The organism is Ornithinibacillus halotolerans, from assembly GCF_014637405.1.
GTDB classification, from domain to species: Bacteria; Bacillota; Bacilli; order Bacillales; family Amphibacillaceae; genus Ornithinibacillus; species Ornithinibacillus halotolerans.
The window spans coordinates 1-18,039 of the sequence record NZ_BMEY01000023.1; the positions used below are offsets into that span (position 1 = coordinate 1).

Annotated in this window: 12 protein-coding genes; 8 read left to right on the forward strand and 4 right to left on the reverse strand. The window is 36.4% G+C overall.

Going from position 1 to position 18,039, the window contains the following annotated elements:
* The first annotated feature begins 280 nt into the window (after positions 1 to 280).
* The 3 genes from IEV35_RS17150 (at position 281) to IEV35_RS17160 (ending at position 5,668) form a co-directional block, all read left to right on the forward strand.
* Positions 281 to 1,252, forward strand: coding sequence for a hypothetical protein (locus tag IEV35_RS17150; protein WP_188385878.1), 972 nt, complete (start codon positions 281 to 283; stop codon positions 1,250 to 1,252).
* Between the two features lie 127 nt (positions 1,253 to 1,379).
* Positions 1,380 to 1,616, forward strand: coding sequence for a small acid-soluble spore protein Tlp (gene tlp / locus IEV35_RS17155; RefSeq protein ID WP_188385879.1), 237 nt, complete (start codon positions 1,380 to 1,382; stop codon positions 1,614 to 1,616).
* Positions 1,617 to 1,942: 326 nt separating this feature from the next.
* Positions 1,943 to 5,668, forward strand: a complete 3,726-nt coding sequence (locus tag IEV35_RS17160; protein ID WP_188385880.1) for a S8 family serine peptidase — start codon at positions 1,943 to 1,945, stop codon at positions 5,666 to 5,668.
* Positions 5,669 to 5,792: 124 nt separating this feature from the next.
* Here the strand turns inward: IEV35_RS17160 and IEV35_RS17165 are convergent, their stop codons facing one another.
* From IEV35_RS17165 to IEV35_RS17175, 3 genes are read right to left on the reverse strand one after another with little or no spacing between them, the layout of a single operon-like run.
* Positions 5,793 to 6,626 carry a MetQ/NlpA family ABC transporter substrate-binding protein gene (locus IEV35_RS17165; RefSeq protein ID WP_188385881.1) on the reverse strand — a complete coding sequence of 278 codons (834 nt, stop codon included), beginning with the start codon at positions 6,624 to 6,626 and terminating at the stop codon, positions 5,793 to 5,795.
* Between the two features lie 16 nt (positions 6,627 to 6,642).
* Positions 6,643 to 7,305 (reverse strand): methionine ABC transporter permease, encoded by a 663-nt coding sequence (locus IEV35_RS17170; RefSeq protein WP_188385882.1) that lies wholly within the window; start codon positions 7,303 to 7,305, stop codon positions 6,643 to 6,645.
* A complete protein-coding gene (locus tag IEV35_RS17175; protein WP_188385883.1) occupies positions 7,298 to 8,062 on the reverse strand; it encodes a methionine ABC transporter ATP-binding protein in 765 nt (254 codons plus the stop codon). Before IEV35_RS17175 ends, IEV35_RS17170 begins: the two co-directional genes overlap by 8 nt.
* A 156-nt stretch (positions 8,063 to 8,218) precedes the next feature.
* Here IEV35_RS17175 and IEV35_RS17180 point away from each other — a divergent pair, with 156 nt between their 5' ends.
* The 5 genes from IEV35_RS17180 (at position 8,219) to IEV35_RS20235 (ending at position 16,678) form a co-directional block, all read left to right on the forward strand.
* Positions 8,219 to 9,628, forward strand: a complete 1,410-nt coding sequence (locus IEV35_RS17180; protein ID WP_229740788.1) for a 3' terminal RNA ribose 2'-O-methyltransferase Hen1 — start codon at positions 8,219 to 8,221, stop codon at positions 9,626 to 9,628.
* Positions 9,629 to 12,223: a polynucleotide kinase-phosphatase gene (locus IEV35_RS17185; RefSeq protein WP_188385885.1), complete on the forward strand. Its 2,595-nt coding sequence runs from the start codon at positions 9,629 to 9,631 to the stop codon at positions 12,221 to 12,223.
* A 184-nt stretch (positions 12,224 to 12,407) separates the two neighbouring features.
* The gene (gene pepV, locus IEV35_RS17190; protein ID WP_188385886.1) at positions 12,408 to 13,820 is read left to right on the forward strand and encodes a dipeptidase PepV; all 1,413 of its coding nucleotides are present in this window, start codon (positions 12,408 to 12,410) and stop codon (positions 13,818 to 13,820) included.
* A 129-nt stretch (positions 13,821 to 13,949) separates the two neighbouring features.
* Positions 13,950 to 15,749, forward strand: coding sequence for a M3 family oligoendopeptidase (locus IEV35_RS17195; RefSeq protein ID WP_188385887.1), 1,800 nt, complete (start codon positions 13,950 to 13,952; stop codon positions 15,747 to 15,749).
* A gap of 776 nt (positions 15,750 to 16,525) precedes the next feature.
* Entirely contained in the window at positions 16,526 to 16,678 is a 153-nt protein-coding gene (locus tag IEV35_RS20235) for a hypothetical protein (RefSeq protein ID WP_229740789.1), read from the forward strand.
* 112 nt (positions 16,679 to 16,790) lie between these two features.
* On the opposite strand, the gene IEV35_RS17200 is transcribed toward IEV35_RS20235, so the two are convergent.
* Positions 16,791 to 17,924, reverse strand: a complete 1,134-nt coding sequence (locus tag IEV35_RS17200; RefSeq protein ID WP_188385888.1) for a zinc-dependent alcohol dehydrogenase — start codon at positions 17,922 to 17,924, stop codon at positions 16,791 to 16,793.
* Between the last annotated feature and the right edge of the window lie 115 nt (positions 17,925 to 18,039).

An 18,039-nucleotide genomic window follows, 5' to 3' on the forward strand; every position in this document is an offset into this window, starting at 1 on the left:
ACCGCCATGAAAGGCAATCGAACAATAAATTGTGAAAATAATCCAAAGAAAAATGGTTCCTATCATCTATTTTTGATGATAGGAACCATTTTTAGTTATTTTCGGCTAGTTTTGTCCCAGCCTCTTTATTTTGTCCTTTAGATGAAACATAATAAATTGGAAAATTGAGGAATAGATACATACATACTTCGCATACAATAGCCTGGAGGTAAAGATTACTAGGAAAATATTCCTAGCCAAGTAAAGATGCCTCACCAATACATTATGGAGGTCTTTATTTATGTCTGTTATGAACCTATTTAAGCGTACGATGCCTTTTATTTTTGCAAGAATCTTAATTTATGCAGCCTTTGCTGTTGGAGGCCTAATATTTTTAGGTATTATGGTTGGAATTGGATTTTTACTATTTAAGATGTTCGGTGAAAGTTCAGGAGCGTTTCTATTCGTTATGTTAATTGCTTTTGGGGTTGTCTATGGAAGTTTAAAGTTTCTTGAAAGATATGTATTGTATATGGTTAAAGTAGCTCATATATCTGTCATTATTGAACTACTAAATAATGGAAAAGTTCCTGAGGGAAAAGGGCAAATAGAATATGGAAAAGACCAAGTGAAAAACAATTTCGGCTCAGCAAATGTAGCCTTTGCTGTTGATCAAATGATTCATGGTGCAGTAAGGCAAATTCAAAGTTGGACAATGCGTGTAGGAGAATTTTTTAGTTTTATTCCTGGCTCCAAAAATATTATCGGTTTTCTTAACGCAGTAATGTCTATCAGTCTAAATTATATTGATGAAGCCATTGTAAGTTATATCATTGTTAGAAAAAATGAAAAGCGTGAGGAAACAGTTTGGAAGTCTGCAGCAGATGGCGTTGTATTATATGCCCAAAGTTGGAAGAGCATTATTAAAACATCATTAGGATCAGTTGTATTTATATATGCATTTAATATTATTATGTTTATCCTCTTTGCATTACCATTAATGTTTATTTCGAAACTGTTATCTGAGAATAATCCAGGATTAGGTTCGGTGCTAGGACTATTAGTCATTATTGGTGCGTACGTTTTAACTACTGCTTTAAAACGAGCAATAATCGATCCAATTGTGACGATTTCCATGATTCGGTCCTACCAATCTAGTATTAAAGGTCTTGAACCGGCAATGGATTTACAAGAAAAATTATTAGGTGTTTCATCCAAATTCAAGCGCTTGTTCAAGAAAAGTGAAGAAGAAGAGAAAAAAGTTACAGCTTAATAATATAAAATGACAATTAATAGAAACAGGAGCAAATGGCGACTGTTTCTTTTTTACTTATTTTATATGCATAAAACGATAAGTTGATATCAAACTAACGATAATAACGTAAGTTTGGAGGAAACCTATGTCTGAGCAAAAACAATCAAATCCAGATAACCGAATGAATAATGTGGAACGGTTACATGACATGATCGAAAATACGAAAGCAAAAATGGAAGAGGCAGAAGCAAGTTTGGAATTTGCAAGTCCTGAAGAGCGAGAAGCAATTATCCAAAAAAATAGAAATAGGCAACAATCGATACAAGCAATGGATAAGGAAATGAAAGAAGAAATGTCTGCACGTAAAAAGGGAGAAATATAGTAGAGAAACTGAGACAGATACTTATCTAGTCTCAGTTTTTTTATATTTTATTTCATATAAACACTTTTTGTTCGCAATAAAGAAAAAAATATTCGTTTTATCGTTTTAATTTTCTAAATTATATAGTATAATGCAATAAATGGAAAGATAACTTCCATTTGTTTTAGGGCATGATGTTCTTTATTGAGAACAAGTGCGTGAGTTTTCTAGTAAAGTGAAATGGAAAGGAGGGAAACTAGAGATTCTTTTACTAGAATGCTACATAGTAGAAACAATCTACTAAAGAACACCATTGAATTCGATGGAATAGAGTAGGAGGAAAACAATTGGGGAAGAAGAAATTCACGAGACTATTTAGTAGTTTCCTAGCCTTTTTAATGGTTATTTCGCTAGTAATACCTGTATCAGCGAATGACTATTCAATGGCTAATAACGGTACATTCAAGAAAGAAGTACAAAGTGTAGAAAATATGCAATTGAAGGCAGCGATTGCTGAACAACTTGCAAATTCTGAAGGATTACCAAAGCTTCATAAAGATTTACAAGGAAAATCTGGAAGTGAGATGGTTCCAGTTATTATCCATCTTTCTGAAAAGCCAGTAGCTTTAGAACAAGGGATTGCGGAGTTACAAGGGAAATCCTTGTCTAGTTCAAAAGCGAAAGAAATACGTGACGTAATTAATAAACAACATGGTCGTGTACTTTCTGAAATGAGCGCAAAGAATATTTTATTTAATAAAGGATTTGAGTATGATACAGTACTGAACGGTTTTTCTGCAGAAGTAAAAGCAGATGATCTTCAGAAATTACTTGCCATTAAAGGTGTTACTTTAGTTGAACCAGATGCTATTGTATATGCTGATGATGTTCGTAAATCTAGAGATGTATCTTCTCTTAAAAATAAGAAGCCAGTTGATTCTTCTTCTAAATTAGAAAAAGATATGGAACTTGGCACTCAAATGAATACAAGTATTGATCATTTAGGAATTGAGCCAATTTGGGAAGCTGGTTATAAAGGGGCAGGAATTAAAGTAGCGGTACTTGATACTGGTATCGACCCAGACCATCCAGAATTCCAAGGCATCTATAAAGGCGGAAAGAACTTTATTCAAAGCAGTTCAGATTATAATCGTGAACGTGCAGACGATGATGCTCGTGAAACATCTCCTGCAGAACGTCCAGCACATATGCCAGAAGTAAATGCAAGTGGTCGTACATTCTGGACAGACCATGGAACGCACGTAGCTGGTACAATTGCTGCAATTGGTGCAAATGAATATGGAATTAAAGGGGTTGCACCGGAAATTGACTTATACGCTTACCGTGTATTAGGTGCGTATGGTAGTGGTGCTACTGCTGGTATTATAGCAGCAGTTGAAGAGGCAGTTAATCAAGATATGGATGTTATTAACCTATCACTTGGTGGGGGAAGTAACTCTGAGAATGATAGTTTAGCTTATGCAATTAATAATGCGATGATGGCTGACGTGATAGCTGTACTTTCATCTGGAAACTCAGGCCCAGGACGTGGATCTGTTACAACTCCAGGAACTTCACGTTTAGCAATTACTGTAGGTAACACGACTAATCCAGAAACACAACATAGTGCAGTAGTAAATGTTTCTGTTCCAAGTAATGATTATGGCTATTCTAAAGACTTGAAATTTATGGCTACAACATTTGGACAAGATCTAGCTAATCAACTTGACGGTGAGTATGAGCTAGTCGCTGTTCCTGGATTTGGTGCTTTAGAAGACTATGAAGGAATTGATGTGGAAGGTAAAGTTGCACTAATTTCTCGTGGAGAGCTTGCGTTTGTTGATAAAATTGCAAATGCAAAGGCAAACGGCGCAGTGGCAACTATTATTCATAACTTCTCTGGTGGAACGAATGCACCTGGTCCAGCTGATATTTTCTTAGGTGATTCATTCGACTTCATACCTACGATTGATATGTCTGTAACAGACGGAGAGGCTATTCGTAGTGCACTTGAAGTAGGACCAGGAACTGTATCGTTCTCTGAGTTTTCTTCAGTACAAACTGCTGGTGATGAAATCAATGATTCAAGTTCACGTGGTCCATCCAGACCGAACTTTGATATTAAACCAGATGTTCTAGCTCCTGGAACAAATATCATGTCATCTATCCCTGCTTACAAATGGGATTTCCCAGATGCAAGCTATGAACAGTCTTATGATCGTTTTACAGGTACATCAATGTCAGCACCACATATTACTGGAATTGCAGCATTAATCAAGCAAGCAAATCCAGACTGGAATGCATTTGATGTGAAAGTATCACTTTCAAATACTGCAAAACTTCTAGATAAAGATAGATATGATGTTTTTGATCAAGGTGCAGGTCGAGTAAATGCTTATGCTGCAGTATTCCCAAGTGTACTTGCTTACGCTGAAGATGAAGCAGTACTTGATTCAAGCGGAGAAATTGTACCAAATATCAAAGGTACAGTTACATTTGGTCCACAAGATCTAAGTGAAGAGATTTCTGTTACGAAGCAAATTCGTGTGAAAGATTTAAAAGGATTAGGTGGGGACTTCAATGTAGAAGTTGAAGTAACGAAGCCATTCTCAGATGCATATTTAAGAGTTGATAAAGAGTCGTTTACGTTAGCACCAAATGGAGAAGAATTAGTTGAAGTAACATTAGTAGTTGGAGGACAAGATACTCAAAGAGGTGACGAGTTCTTAGGCTATATCCATATTAATGGAGGAGAAAATCAAATTTCTCTACCATTTGCTGCCGATTTTAGTCCTCAGGAAGAAGCAGTTTACGAAATAAGAGATATGAGAATCTCTGAAACTGATTTATCCTTCAATGGTGATGGAGTAAATGATGTAGCAAGACTTGATTTCACCATTACAGGGGATGTTTTAACAAACTACCTTGAAGTTTGGGACTTCGAAGACCCATATGGTGGCTATTATGGTGATGGTTATATTGGATACCTACACGCTGGGAATTCCTTAGGTGCAGGATCCTACTATCTAAATGTTACTGGGGAATATACACCATGGGCTCCACCACAGGAATTAACAACGATTCCAGATGGAGTATATTCAATTGACTTTACTGCTCTGACACCAACTGGTGATGTTATCAGTGACTGGGTTGGTCCATTATTTGTTAAGTCGACACTTCCTGTGATTACAGGTGAAGTAGCTGAAAACAAAATTACTGGCCAGGTATCAGATGATTACCTCCACTACATTGACGTTTTAGCAGATTGGGGTTATTCTTACGATCTCAATGAAAAGCTGTCAGCATCTTATAGCTTCATAAATGAAGACGTAGAGAGTGATCCAGTAGAGTTCGTACTAGAACAAGATGGTTCATTTGAAATTGATGTTCCAGAAAGTGCTGAAATGGTTACTGTTCACATTTTAGATGCTGCTGGTAATAGTGGAACTGCAGAATTTGAAATTGAAAGAGATGGAGAAGATCCAGAACCAGTTATCAGTCTAGATGTTAATCCTGATTCTGTTAACCTTGAAGTAGGAGAAACAGCTTCAGTTGTAGTAACAGAAACTACTACAGTTGGTGACGAGTCTACAGAAGAAGATGTAACAGCTCTAGCTGATTACTCTGTAGCTGACGAATCTGTTGCAACTGTTGATGCTGGAGTTATTACTGCAGTTGGTGCAGGTGAAACAACAGTAACGATTACTTACGGTGAAAATGAAGTAACTGTAGAAGTTACTGTCGTTGAAGGTAACATCGGTGAGCCTGTTGAAGTATCATTAGAGGTTGACAAAGCTCTAATGATGGTAACAGTTGGTCAAACTGATAATGTTACTGTTACAGAAGTTAGAACTTACGAAGATGGTAGTACAGAAGAAGTAGATGTAACTGCAGATGCTTCCTATGTAATGGCCAACGAAAGAATTGCTTCTGTAGATCAAGGTGCCGTAACTGGTTTAATGCCTGGTATTACAGCAATGACAGTAACATATAACGGTAATTCCGTAGATGTTATGCTTGCTATTGCTAGTGATGCAAGTGATCGACCAGTAAGACCTCTACCAGGAAGATAATAAATTTTCCATAAGTAGATATTAAGTTGAAAGAGCCAGCATCCTCTATGCTGGCTCTTTCTTATGAAAAAGAAGCAGAATTCTAATGAAAGAGTTCTGCTTCTTTACTATATGTTTATCCTTATTATTCAAACGCTGGTACAGCTGATTCAGGATAATTCTCTTCTAAAAATTGTTTTACTTCTGAGCTTGTCATTGCTTCTGCTAACTTTTGAATTGGTTCTGAATCTACATTATCTTCTCTAGCAACTAACGATATAGCGAAATCAGCAATTGGCTCTTCGACTAATAAAGCATCTTCACTAGGAACTAGATTTAAAGGTGCAGCATAAGAAGGATACATGATAGAAGCATCTGCATCATCGTACATTCTTGCTAACATTAGTAAGTCAACTTCTTGAAAATCATAATTATTTGGATTTTCTACAATATCTTTTAAAGAACCATAGATTCCAGCTTCTTCATCTAACGTAATGATTCCCTTATCATCTAGAAATGCTAAAGCACGACCTTGGTTAGTAGGGTCATTTGGTAGAGCAATTGTAGCACCATCTGGAAGTTCTTCCAAAGAGCTGTATTCCTTAGAATATAGACCAAGTGCAGCATGGTAAATCGGTTCAACTACAACTAGATTCGCATCATTGTTTTCATTGAAAGTTTGCATCCAAAGTCCGTGGCCAAAGAAGTTTGCATCTACTTCTTTAGCTTGTAATGCTGTATTTGGTTGAATATTATCACCTAAAACTACAATTTCCAATTTAATACCTTGTTCTTCAAGTAATGGTTCAGCTACCTCTAGAACTTCAGTCATTGGAGGAATTAAAGATGCAACTTTTAATGTAACTTCTTCTTGAGTATTAGTGTTATTTTGGTTATTTTCTGCATTTTTGTCTTCAGATTGGCCACATCCTGCAAGAATGAGTAGTGATAACGTAATTAACATGATTAGTTTTTTCATCGTTGTTAAGCTCCTTTTATCGTTTATCAATTGTTTTAGAAATTGTTGTACCTAAAAATTGGATTAGCTGTACTAGAATGATCATGATGATAATCATATAGGTCATTAGTTCCGTTTCAAATCGCTGATAGCCATAGCGGATAGCAAAGTCTCCTATTCCACCACCACCAACAACACCGACAATAGTTGAGTAAGAAATAAAACTAATTGTTGATGTAGTAAGTCCTAGAACTAATCCTGATCGTGCTTCTACAAATAAAAATTTAAATATAATCTCTCGGGTTGAAGCCCCCATGGATATTGCAGCTTCAATGACTCCTTTAGGAACGTCTATTAATGACTGTTCCACTAACCTGGAGTAATAAGCAATGGCAATAATGGAAAGTGGTACAGTTGCAGCTGCAGTACCAATTGCAGTACCTATTATCCATCTTGTAAAAGGAATAAGAAAAATGACAAATAACAAGAAAGGGAAGGAACGAACTATATTTACAAATAAGTTCAAGAGAGAGAAAACATAACGATTCTCTAAAAGTTGTCCTTTTCTAGTAAGAAATAGCAATGTACCAAGAGGTAGTCCTAAACCAATCGCAAATAAGATAGATACGCCTACCATGATAAAGGTTTCACCGATGGATTGCCAAATTTCTGCTTGGTATTGAACTAGTATTTCAGGCATTGTCTGACTCACGCTCCTCTGTCAATTGAGTTAAGAACCAGTCTGGAGTGTGATCAGAATTAACTATACCTTTTGGCTTAATATCTACTGTTTCATATACTTGTCCATTATCAATGATCGTCACTCGATTACAAATGCTTTTTATGAGGTCCATTTCATGACTGACGATAACAATGGTTACATCTAGCTCTTTATGTATAGACTGTAATACTTCAAGAATTTCTTTCGTTGTATTCGGATCAAGTGCAGAAGTTGGTTCATCACATAACAGTATTTTTGGTTTATTTGCTAGTGCTCTTGCAATAGCTACCCGCTGTTTCTGTCCACCACTTAATTGACTAGGGTACTTGGACATAAGGTCTTCTAAACCAACAAAACGTAGTACTTCTCTCACACGGTCCAGTCTTTCTTTTTTCGGATACCTTGCTAATTCTAAAGGTACAAGCACGTTTTCCAACACCGTTTTATTGGATACAAGATTAAAATGTTGAAAAATCATCCCAATTGATTGACGAGCATGACGTAATTTTTGTTTCGATAGATTAGTTAGATCCTCTCCATCAACGATAACGGTTCCGCTGCTAGGAATTTCTAGGAGATTAATTAATCGTAATAGAGTAGATTTGCCTGCCCCACTTCTACCAATAATGCCGTATATATCGCCACGATTGATTGATAGTGATACGGAATCAATTGCATGAAAGGTAGAGTTGTCTTTTTGATTATAGACTTTAGATACGTCTATTAGCGATATCATCTGATACCAACCTCCTTTTTACCCTTCTTGATGTCTACACCAAAATCATTATAAAGGTAATTTAATATATTTGCTAATAGTTCAGTTTATTAAGTAATGAATTGGAAAGAAAAAAATCCAAGGAGGACGTATGACAAGGGAAATATAGGTTACCAAGTGTTATACAAATTATGGTATATTGTAATAAAACTTAAACAATTAAGAGGTGGTATGATGCAACTAACGATTCAAGCTACCGGTGAACATGTAGATGTCCTATCCTATTTGCTCGCTAAAAATCCAAATAATCGCTATGAACGAACTAATAATGGACACCTCATCCGAATGTTTTATAACAGGTTTACGAGTAAAGAGGTAGAAGTAACATTTTTTGTCACACCAGATCCAATTGCATTATCTAGGGATCATTCAGAAAGGTATGATATTACATCCTATATAAATGACAGAGAATTTGTTGTAAGTAGTATATTTTGTTCGTTCCTACGCTCTGCACTTGGTACGGCTTTAAATGGAAAACCTAAGGAGGAGTATATACCTTGGGTCGAACACCAGTTTACTTTTCAGTTTAGTTTTGGACCGATAGCATCCGATTTAACCGATAAACAGATAGAAAATATCTTTCAACCATTAGGGTACGATGTGGAAATTAATTATGGACAAGCAGAATATCAAGTTGACTTAAGAAAGAAAAGTACCGCTAGATGGATAACACTAAATGGAACAACAACATTACAAGCTGGATTAAGACAATTATATGTCCTTATTCCAGTACTAGATAATTATAAACATTATTATATTGATGAAAAAGAAGTAGAGAAGATTGAAAGATTCGGTAAAGACTGGCTTAATAATCATCCCAAGCGAGAATTTATTCTGCGACGTGCTCTCCGGTTTAAAGAACTTTATCGATCATTGGAGATTGAAGGTGAACTAAAGCCCGTTCCAAATAAAACTGAAAACAGAATCCGATTAAATGAGTTACGATACGAGAAAATCATTAATTATGTTAATAAATGTAAATATAAAGAAAGTATCGTAGATCTTGGTTCTGGAGAAGGTAAATTGGCAGTCCGTCTTGGATTTGTAAAAGGTGTACAAGAGATATTAGCTGTTGAACCATCAGAAGGTGAAACTCTCAAAGCAATGGACCGATTTGAGAAGATAAAGGAAAAAGACAATTTTGTACAACCTACCCCTGTAATGAGTTCTTTATTCTATTATGATGAACGCTTGAAAAATAAGGATATCATCATCTTATGTGAAGTGATTGAACATATTGATGAACATCGTTTACCAAAAGTGATGAAAACAATTTTAGTAGATTATCAACCTAAATCTATAATTATTACGACACCAAACAAGGAATACAATCAAATCTATGAGTTAGGAGAAGTTTACAGACATCCTGATCATCGCTTTGAATGGACGAGAAATGAGTTTCAAGATTGGTGTGTGGAACAAAATCCTGGTACATATGACTTAGTATTTGATGGCATAGGGGAGGAACATCCTACATATGGGTGTCCAACGCAACTTTGCCTATTTTCAAGAAAGGAGGACTACTAAGTGAAAATCACATTACCTTATGCTGGAATCGTTCTATTAATCGGTCCTTCTAACAGTGGGAAGTCCACATTTATCCAAAGACTAATAGAAGAGAATAAAATTCACGCTTCTGAAGTAGTCAGCTCGGATGACTTTCGAGTGTTAGTAAGTGATACAGATTTTATCGATTGGAAACAAAGGCCGAAAGATGAAGCAGATAATTTATATGACCAATATCAAATCATATCTAGAGAAGCTTTTTCGATGATGGATTTATTAATTGAAAAAAGATGTAAACTAAATAAATTAACGTTTGTAGATGCTACTCACTTGCATGCTGATGATCGAAAAAGATACATCGAAATTGCGAGAAACAATCATGTGCCAATTGTTGCTGTTGCTTTTGATGTAAATCAAGAGACGTTACTAGAACGAGATGATTTGCGAGAAAAGCCAAGAGGAAAACGTAGAATTAGACAACAATTTCAAACATTTAAAAGAGAGAAGCGTTTTATTAAAAAAGAAGGGTATATGGCTTCATTTTTCATTTCAGGTACCAATGATATAGAAATAATAAGAAGAACGAATAACCCACTTGAACTTGATGTTGCTAATGGAATAGATGTGATTGGTGATATTCATGGTTGCTACGACGAATTCATTCAACTGCTAGAAAAACTAGGCTATGAAAAAAATGAGCGAGATTTATACGTTCATCCAGAAGGAAGAAAAATCTTATCACTAGGAGACATAATGAGTCGGGGACCACACTCCTTAAAGACAATACAATTTTTCCTACGTCATGTTCAGGCCAGTCTTGGATTTATGATTGATAGTAATCATGGCTGGAAAATTGCCCGGTGGTTAGATGGTAGAAAGGTAACATTAAACCATGGTGATGAGCTAGTAGAAGAAGAATTCAATAAGTTCGAACAAGAGCACGGTGAAGAAAAAACAAAAGAACTGAAACAAGAGATTAAGGAGTTCTTATTTCATGCACCTTCCCATTATGTGCTATTGAAAAATGGTGTCCCAACAGCAGTATGTACCCATGCAGGAATAAAGGACGAATTTATTGGCAAACAGTCACATCTAGTAAGTGATTTTTGTCGTTATGGTGATACCGATGGTGTAGATGAATCAGGGAAGCCGATTCGAAAAGATTGGACGATATCTCATCGTACAAGTCAATTAATAATATGGGGACATGATCCGAGACCAAAACCAATTATTACAAATAATACAATCAATATTGATCAAGGGGTTGTATTTGGAGGGGAACTTTCTGCCTTTAGATATCCTGAAAAAACATTCGTTTCTATTAAAGCAAAGGAAGATTATTCGAATGATAGTAGAAATCCATTAAAAGAATGGGAGAAAAACAGACTTAATCCTCCGAATATCGGTAAATATATTAATGGGTTTTCGGTTTTATCTGAGGAACTCGGGGAAATACATGTACCGAAGAAACATGTACTCCCAGCAATTGATCTAGTATCACATCATACGGTACCAATGGAAGAACTTGTTTATATTCCACCAACGATGAGTCCAAGTCCAAAACCTTCTGCATTAGATACTTATTTGGAACATCCGAAAGAGGTCATAGACTACTACCTGAGTATGGGCGTAGAAAAGATGGTAGCAGAGAAGAAACATATGGGAAGTAGAGGGATTCTACTTATTTTTAAAGATACGGATACAGCACTTCAAGCAATAGGGAGAAATACACTAGGCACGATTTACACCCGAACAGGACGGAAATTTTTTGATGAAGAGACAGAAAAAGAAATACTAACCAAATTAAATCAGAGTTTAATAGCTAATGACTATTTTAGTAAATATAATACCGAATATGTACTACTCGATGCAGAAATTATGCCTTGGAATTTAAAGGCGAAGGAATTAATAAGTAATCAGTATGCACATGTATCAGAAAATGCAATTTTAGATAGGGCGACCTTGAAAAATAAACTAGAAACCGCTGCTCGTACAAATCAGGATGTAATAGATTGGTTAGCAGAATACGAGTCCAAATTAGAAAATGCATATGTTTTCCAAGAAGTATTTCAAAAATATTGTTGGAATGTCGATGGCATAAATGAGATACAAATTGCTCCTTTCCATGTATTAGCCCATAGTAAGGAAACTTTCTTCCATAAACCCCATACGTGGCATATGGAGATGAATCGAGAATTTGCAGCAATGGATGATATTTTTGTAGAGACAGAGTTTAAAGTTATTGAAGATTCTCGGAGTGAAGAAGCTGTTATTAAATGGTGGGAGGAGATGACGGCAGATGGACACGAAGGAATCGTCATCAAACCTTTGAATTTTATATCCCGGTATAAAGGAAAACTTGTTCAGCCAGCCATTAAAGTAAGAGGTAGAAAATATCTTCACATTATTTATGGGATGGATTATTTGCTTCCAGAAAATCTTAAACGATTAAAAGAAAGAAATGTTGGTAAAAAACAAAAACTAGCATTAAAGGAATTTGCATTAGGAGTGGAAGGAATTAAACGATTTGTAAATCGTGAACAGTTGGAGAGGGTCCATGAATGTGTATTAGGAACACTAGCTATGGAGTCAGATCCGGTTGATCCAAGGTTATAAGATAAGGAGTAAGGCATTGGACCTTACTCCTTTCTTTTCACATATATCTCTTTACAAGTATTAGAATTATGTATATTTACATAAAAAGGGTAAAATAAGGTAGATGGAAAAAGAATTTAATCAAACGTTTGTTTGAAGTTGTATTTTAAATTAAATGATCGTTTGAAAGAAGGAGTGTTACTACATGACTAATATCAATTGGATGGATGAAGTCTTAACTAGAAAAGAAGACTTTATTAAAGATTTGCAAGGATTATTAAAAATAAAAAGTGTATTAGATGAAGAGAATGCAACTGAAGATGCACCACTTGGACAAGGGATTAAAGATGCACTTCAATATATGTTAGATTTAGGAGATAAAGATGGTTTTACAACTAAAAATGTTGGTAATTTAGCGGGACATCTTGAAATGGGGCAAGGAGAAGAACTTGTTGGTGTTCTTGGCCATGTTGATGTAGTCCCTGAAGGTGATGGTTGGACGATGGATCCTTATGGAGGAGAAATCAAAGATGGAAAAATCTATGCTCGTGGTACGAGTGATGATAAGGGCCCAACTATTGCTGCGTATTATGGAATGAAAATTGTCAAAGAGCTAGGCTTACCACTGAATAGACGAGTACGCCTGATCATAGGAACAGACGAAGAAAGTGATTGGCGTTGTGTAGACCATTACTTCGAACATGAAGAAATGCCAACGACAGGCTTTGTACCTGATGCAGATTTTCCTATTATTTTTGCTGAAAAAGGGATTGCTGATTATGATATGGTGCAACAAACTGAAGAAAATAATAATGAAGCAGCATACCAATTAATATCATTTGAATCTGGCCGTCGTTATAATATGGTTCCAGATTTTGCAAAAGCACAACTGAAAACAGACGTGCCTACTGAAGATATAATCCAACAGTATATCTCTTATTTAAGTGAAGCTAAATTAGAAGGTAATGCTACAACAGCTGAAAATGGGGAAATCATTCTTACATTAGTTGGCAAGAGTGCCCACGGTGCAGAACCACGAGCTGGAAAAAATGCAGGCATTTACCTCGCCAATTATTTAAAAACACTACAGTTAGATGATGCAGGGAAAAAGTACGTTTCAACAGTAGCCGAATTTCATGACAAGTCTCGTGGTGAAGTTTTTGGTATTGCTTTTGAGGATGAAGAATCAGGGGAATTAACAATTAATGTTGGTGTGATGAACTATCGCCCTGAAACTGGTGGAAGAATTGGCCTGAATATGCGTTATCCAGTTACCTTCAATATTGATGGAGGGAAGTCCAAAATTGAAAATGTATTAGCAGAAAAAGGACTTCAAATGGAGAATTTCACCGATTCAAAACCAACCTATGTAGAAAAAAATGATCCACTAATTAAAACGTTACAAAAAGTATACGAAGAACAAACAGGTGAAAAGGCAGAATTACTTTCAATTGGTGGCGGGACATACTCTCGTGCATTAGATAAAGGAGTTGCATTTGGTGCGATGTTCCCTGGACGTGAAGATGTAATGCACCAAAAAGATGAGTATGCAATTGTTGATGATTTACTGAAAGCATCTGCAATATATGCCCAAGCAATTTATGAATTAGCAAAGTAAAGTGAAACGAACAATCAATGGGGGCTCGTTCCCCGCTGATTGTTCATTAATCTGTGATAAATATTTTAAAAAATTCGACAGATATCTACTAGCTAGCTTAAAATAGAATAAAGGGAGAGTGAAATTGATATGAAATATGTAGACACATGGGATTTAGAAACAATTTTCCCTGGAGGAACGAAATCCGAAGCACTTCAGGAAAAATTAAAATCAGTAGAAGAAGATATTGAACAGTATAAAAGCTTATTAAGTTCATGGAATACAGGTTCAGTTGATGAATTTAAAGGGATTCTACAGATCCAAGAAAAAATCGGTAAAGGTCTTGGACAATCAAGAACATTCGTTCAAATGTGGCATGATGCTTTTACAAATGATGAACATGCAAGTGTTGTTATGGGACAAATTATGAATCTCTATAGTGAGATTCAAAAGCTATCCAACACTTTTACGAAAAGAGTCGTTGCTATTACCGATGCTGAATGGGAAACATTACTAGAAGATAAAGATTTACAAGAAGTATCTTTTGCGTTAAATGAAATCCGTGATGATGGAAAACGTTTATTATCTGAAGAAGAAGAAAAGCTTATTGCTGAATTAAACAAAGATGGTTTAGCTGCTTGGAGTACGTTATATGATACAACTGTTTCTATAATGACGATTCCATTTACAGATAAAGATGGTAAAACTACTGAACTATCTGTTGGACAAGCAATGAACAGAATGTATGCTGATCCAGATCCAAAAGTACGTAAACAACTTTTTGAAAATTGGGAAGCGGCATGGACTAAATTTGGTCCTGTATTTGCAGATACACTTAACCATTTAGCCGGATACCGATTAACTTTACAAAAGAATCATGATTATAAGCATCATTTAGAAGAACCATTGGAATATAACCGGATGACAGAGAATACGTTAAATGCTATGTGGTCTGCTGTTTCTAATAATAAACAGCCTTTCGTTGACTTTCTTGGACAAAAAGCAAAACTTCTAGGGATGGAAAAATTAGGTTGGCAAGATGTGGATGCACCAATTGCAGTTGGTAATACAGAACCAACTCGTTTTACATACGATGAAGCATGTGATTTTGTCATTGAGAATTTCGCAACATTCGGTGAAGAACTTGCAGGATTTTCAAAACATGCACTAGAAAATCGTTGGGTAGAAGCGGAAGATAGACCAAACAAGCGTCCAGGTGGATATTGTACAAGACTTCCGGAATTTGGAGAATCACGAATCTTCATGACGTTTACTGGTTCACCTTCTGATACAAGTACTTTAGCGCATGAGTTAGGTCATGCATTCCATAGCCATGTAATGAAGGATCTTCCAACATTAAATCGCCGTTATGCTATGAACGTTGCAGAAACAGCATCCACTTTTGCAGAAACAATTATTGGTAATGCAACAGTTGCTAATGCTAAAACAAAAGAAGAAAAAATTGCCTTACTAAATTCTAAATTAGAAAATGCAACAGCAATGTTTATGAACATCCATGCTCGTTTCTTATTTGAAAATGCATATTATGAAGAACGTGCAAAAGGGTATGTATCCGAGAAACGACTAAATGAGTTAATGGTTGAAGCACAAAAAGAAGCGTATGTGGATAGTTTATCCAGCTACCACCCACATTTCTGGTCCAGTAAATTACACTTCTTTATCGACAGTGTACCATTCTATAATTTCCCATATACGTTTGGTTTCTTATTCAGCTTAGGAATCTATGCAGAGTACCTTAAGAATCCAGAAGGCTTTGAGGAAAAATATATCGCATTATTAAGAGATACAGGTTCGATGAAAGTGGAAGATCTTGCCGAGAAACATCTAGGAGTAGATATTACAAAAGAAGATTTCTGGGCTGCAGGTATTGATATCATGAAGAAAGACGTAGAAGAATTCATTCAATTGACAAATGAAGTTGTTCAATAAGCAATTTTGATGAGAAAGGATAAAGGTGTGGAGCCTTTATCCTTTTTGTTGGGTGAATTTATGGATTGGATATGGAGTTTCAGGGGAGAAAGTTTATTTGGTTGATAGAGTTGCTGCCGAGAGGAGTTGTATCACGGGAGAAAGTCAATGTCTTTGAAGGAGTGCTGCCGAGAGAAGCGGTGTCACGGAAGAAAGTCCATGTATCTGATAGAAGTTCTGCCGAGAGAAGCGGTGTCACGGAAGAAAGTCCATGTATCTGATAGAAGTTCTGCCGAGAGAAGCGGTGTCACGGAAGAAAGTCTCTGCCGTTGATTGAAATACTGCCGAGAGAAGGCGTATCACGGAAGAAAGTCCCAGCCGTTGATTAGAGTGCTACCGAGAGAAGCAGTATCACGGAAGAAAGTCCCAGCCGTTGATTAGAGTGCTACCGAGAGAAGCAGTATCACGGAAGAAATCCCATGCCGTTGATAACATTACTACCGAGAGAAGCAGTATCACGGAAGAAAGTTCCTGCCGTTGATAGCATTACTACCGAGAGAAGCCTTATCACGGAAGAAAGTTCCTGCCGTTGATAGCATTACTACCGAGAGAAGCCTTATCACGGAAGAAAGTTCCTGCCGTTGATAGCATTACTGCCGAGAGAAGCCTTATCACGGAAGAAAGTCTCAGCCGTTGATAGCATTGCTACCGAGAGAAGCCTTATCAGGGAAAAAAGTCCCAGCCGTTGATTAGAATGCTACCGAGAGAAGTAGTATCACAAAAGAAACCCCATGCCGTTGATAGAAATACTGCCGAGAGAAGCAGTATCACGGAAGAAAGTTCCTGCCGTTGATAGCATTGCTACCGAGAGAGGCCTTATCACGGTAGTTAGTTCAGAGATTTGTCTAAAGTCAACCGTGAGAGCATTTATTACGGTAGATATTCAATGAAATTGTAAGAATAAATGCCGAGAGAACCCATATCACGGTACTAAATCCATTATTAAAAATGAAAACAACCGAGGGAACGATAAACATTCATCTCGGTTGCTACATACTTATACTATGGTTTCAAAACCACCTTAATACAATTATCTTCCCGGCCATTGAATATTTTATAGGCGTGTGATGCTTCTCCTAATGGTAAGCGGTGGGTAATTATTTGAGTTGGATCGATTTTTTCTTTAACAATCAGGTCATATAAGTGTGGCATGAAGTGTCTGGCTGGGGCTTGTCCCATTTTAATGTTTATATTTCGAGAGAAGAAAGCTCCTAATGGAAACATTTGATAAAGGCCACCATAAACCCCGGTAATTTGAAACGTTCCACCTTTACGAATAGCTTTTGTTGCGATTTGTATAGGTCCAAGTGTTCCACCTTGAAGTTTTAACTTTTGTCCGACCCATTCAGCAGGGGATTTTTTACCGTCCATTCCGACACAATCAATAACGACATCAGCGCCACCTTTTGTTATCTCTTTTAAAGTTTCACCCATATCTTCATCTTTTGTAAAATCAAATACCTCTACTTTATTCATATTCTTAGCATGGTCAAGTCGATCCTGTATATAATCCACAGCAATTACTCGTTCAGTTCCATGCTGCCATGCAAATTGTTGTGCCATTAAACCAATTGGCCCACATCCTAAAACGATAACCGTATCCCCTTTTTTCACACCTGCATTGACAACACTCCAATAAGCAGTTGGTAAAACATCAGATAAAAATAATAAAGATTCATCTTCTAATTCACAGTCATCCGGTATTTTAAAAGGAGTAAAGTTTCCAAATGGTACGCGTAGGTATTCTGCTTGTCCACCCGGATAATCCCCAAATTTCTCCGAATAGCCGAAGTATCCACCAGAATCGTAATGTGGATTTGAATTATCACACTGACTTTCTAAATCATGTGAACAGTAATGACATTTCCCGCAAGAAACTGTGAATGGAATGACCACACGATCTCCCTTTTTTACGCTTGTTACATCTGGGCCAACTTCCTCGACAATTCCCATTGGTTCATGACCAATGACATAACCGATTGGTAAAGGAAAGTTCCCCTGATATAAATGTAAGTCAGATCCACAAATGGAAGTGGATGTGATCTTAATAATTACATCTTCTTTATCTTGTATTTTCGGTGCTTCTACATCTTTCACTGCAACTTCATATTTTCCTTGATACGTGACAGCCTTCATAATTACCTCCTAATGGGTATGATGAAGTTATTTTTTACGCTATATTTAATAATATACAGGTCGTTAATTATACAAATAATACCGTTTGTCTCCTAGATTAGACCGACTGTCTTAA

Coding starts and splice junctions, on each gene's coding strand:
- tlp (WP_188385879.1), top strand. CDS start 1,380: ATGTCTGAGCAAAAACAATCAAATCCAGATAACCGAATGAATAATGTG.
- IEV35_RS17165 (WP_188385881.1), bottom strand. CDS start 6,626: ATGAAAAAACTAATCATGTTAATTACGTTATCACTACTCATTCTTGCA.
- IEV35_RS17200 (WP_188385888.1), bottom strand. CDS start 17,924: ATGAAGGCTGTCACGTATCAAGGAAAATATGAAGTTGCAGTGAAAGAT.
- IEV35_RS17170 (WP_188385882.1), bottom strand. CDS start 7,305: ATGCCTGAAATACTAGTTCAATACCAAGCAGAAATTTGGCAATCCATC.
- IEV35_RS17150 (WP_188385878.1), top strand. CDS start 281: ATGTCTGTTATGAACCTATTTAAGCGTACGATGCCTTTTATTTTTGCA.
- IEV35_RS17175 (WP_188385883.1), bottom strand. CDS start 8,062: ATGATATCGCTAATAGACGTATCTAAAGTCTATAATCAAAAAGACAAC.
- pepV (WP_188385886.1), top strand. CDS start 12,408: ATGACTAATATCAATTGGATGGATGAAGTCTTAACTAGAAAAGAAGAC.
- IEV35_RS17195 (WP_188385887.1), top strand. CDS start 13,950: ATGAAATATGTAGACACATGGGATTTAGAAACAATTTTCCCTGGAGGA.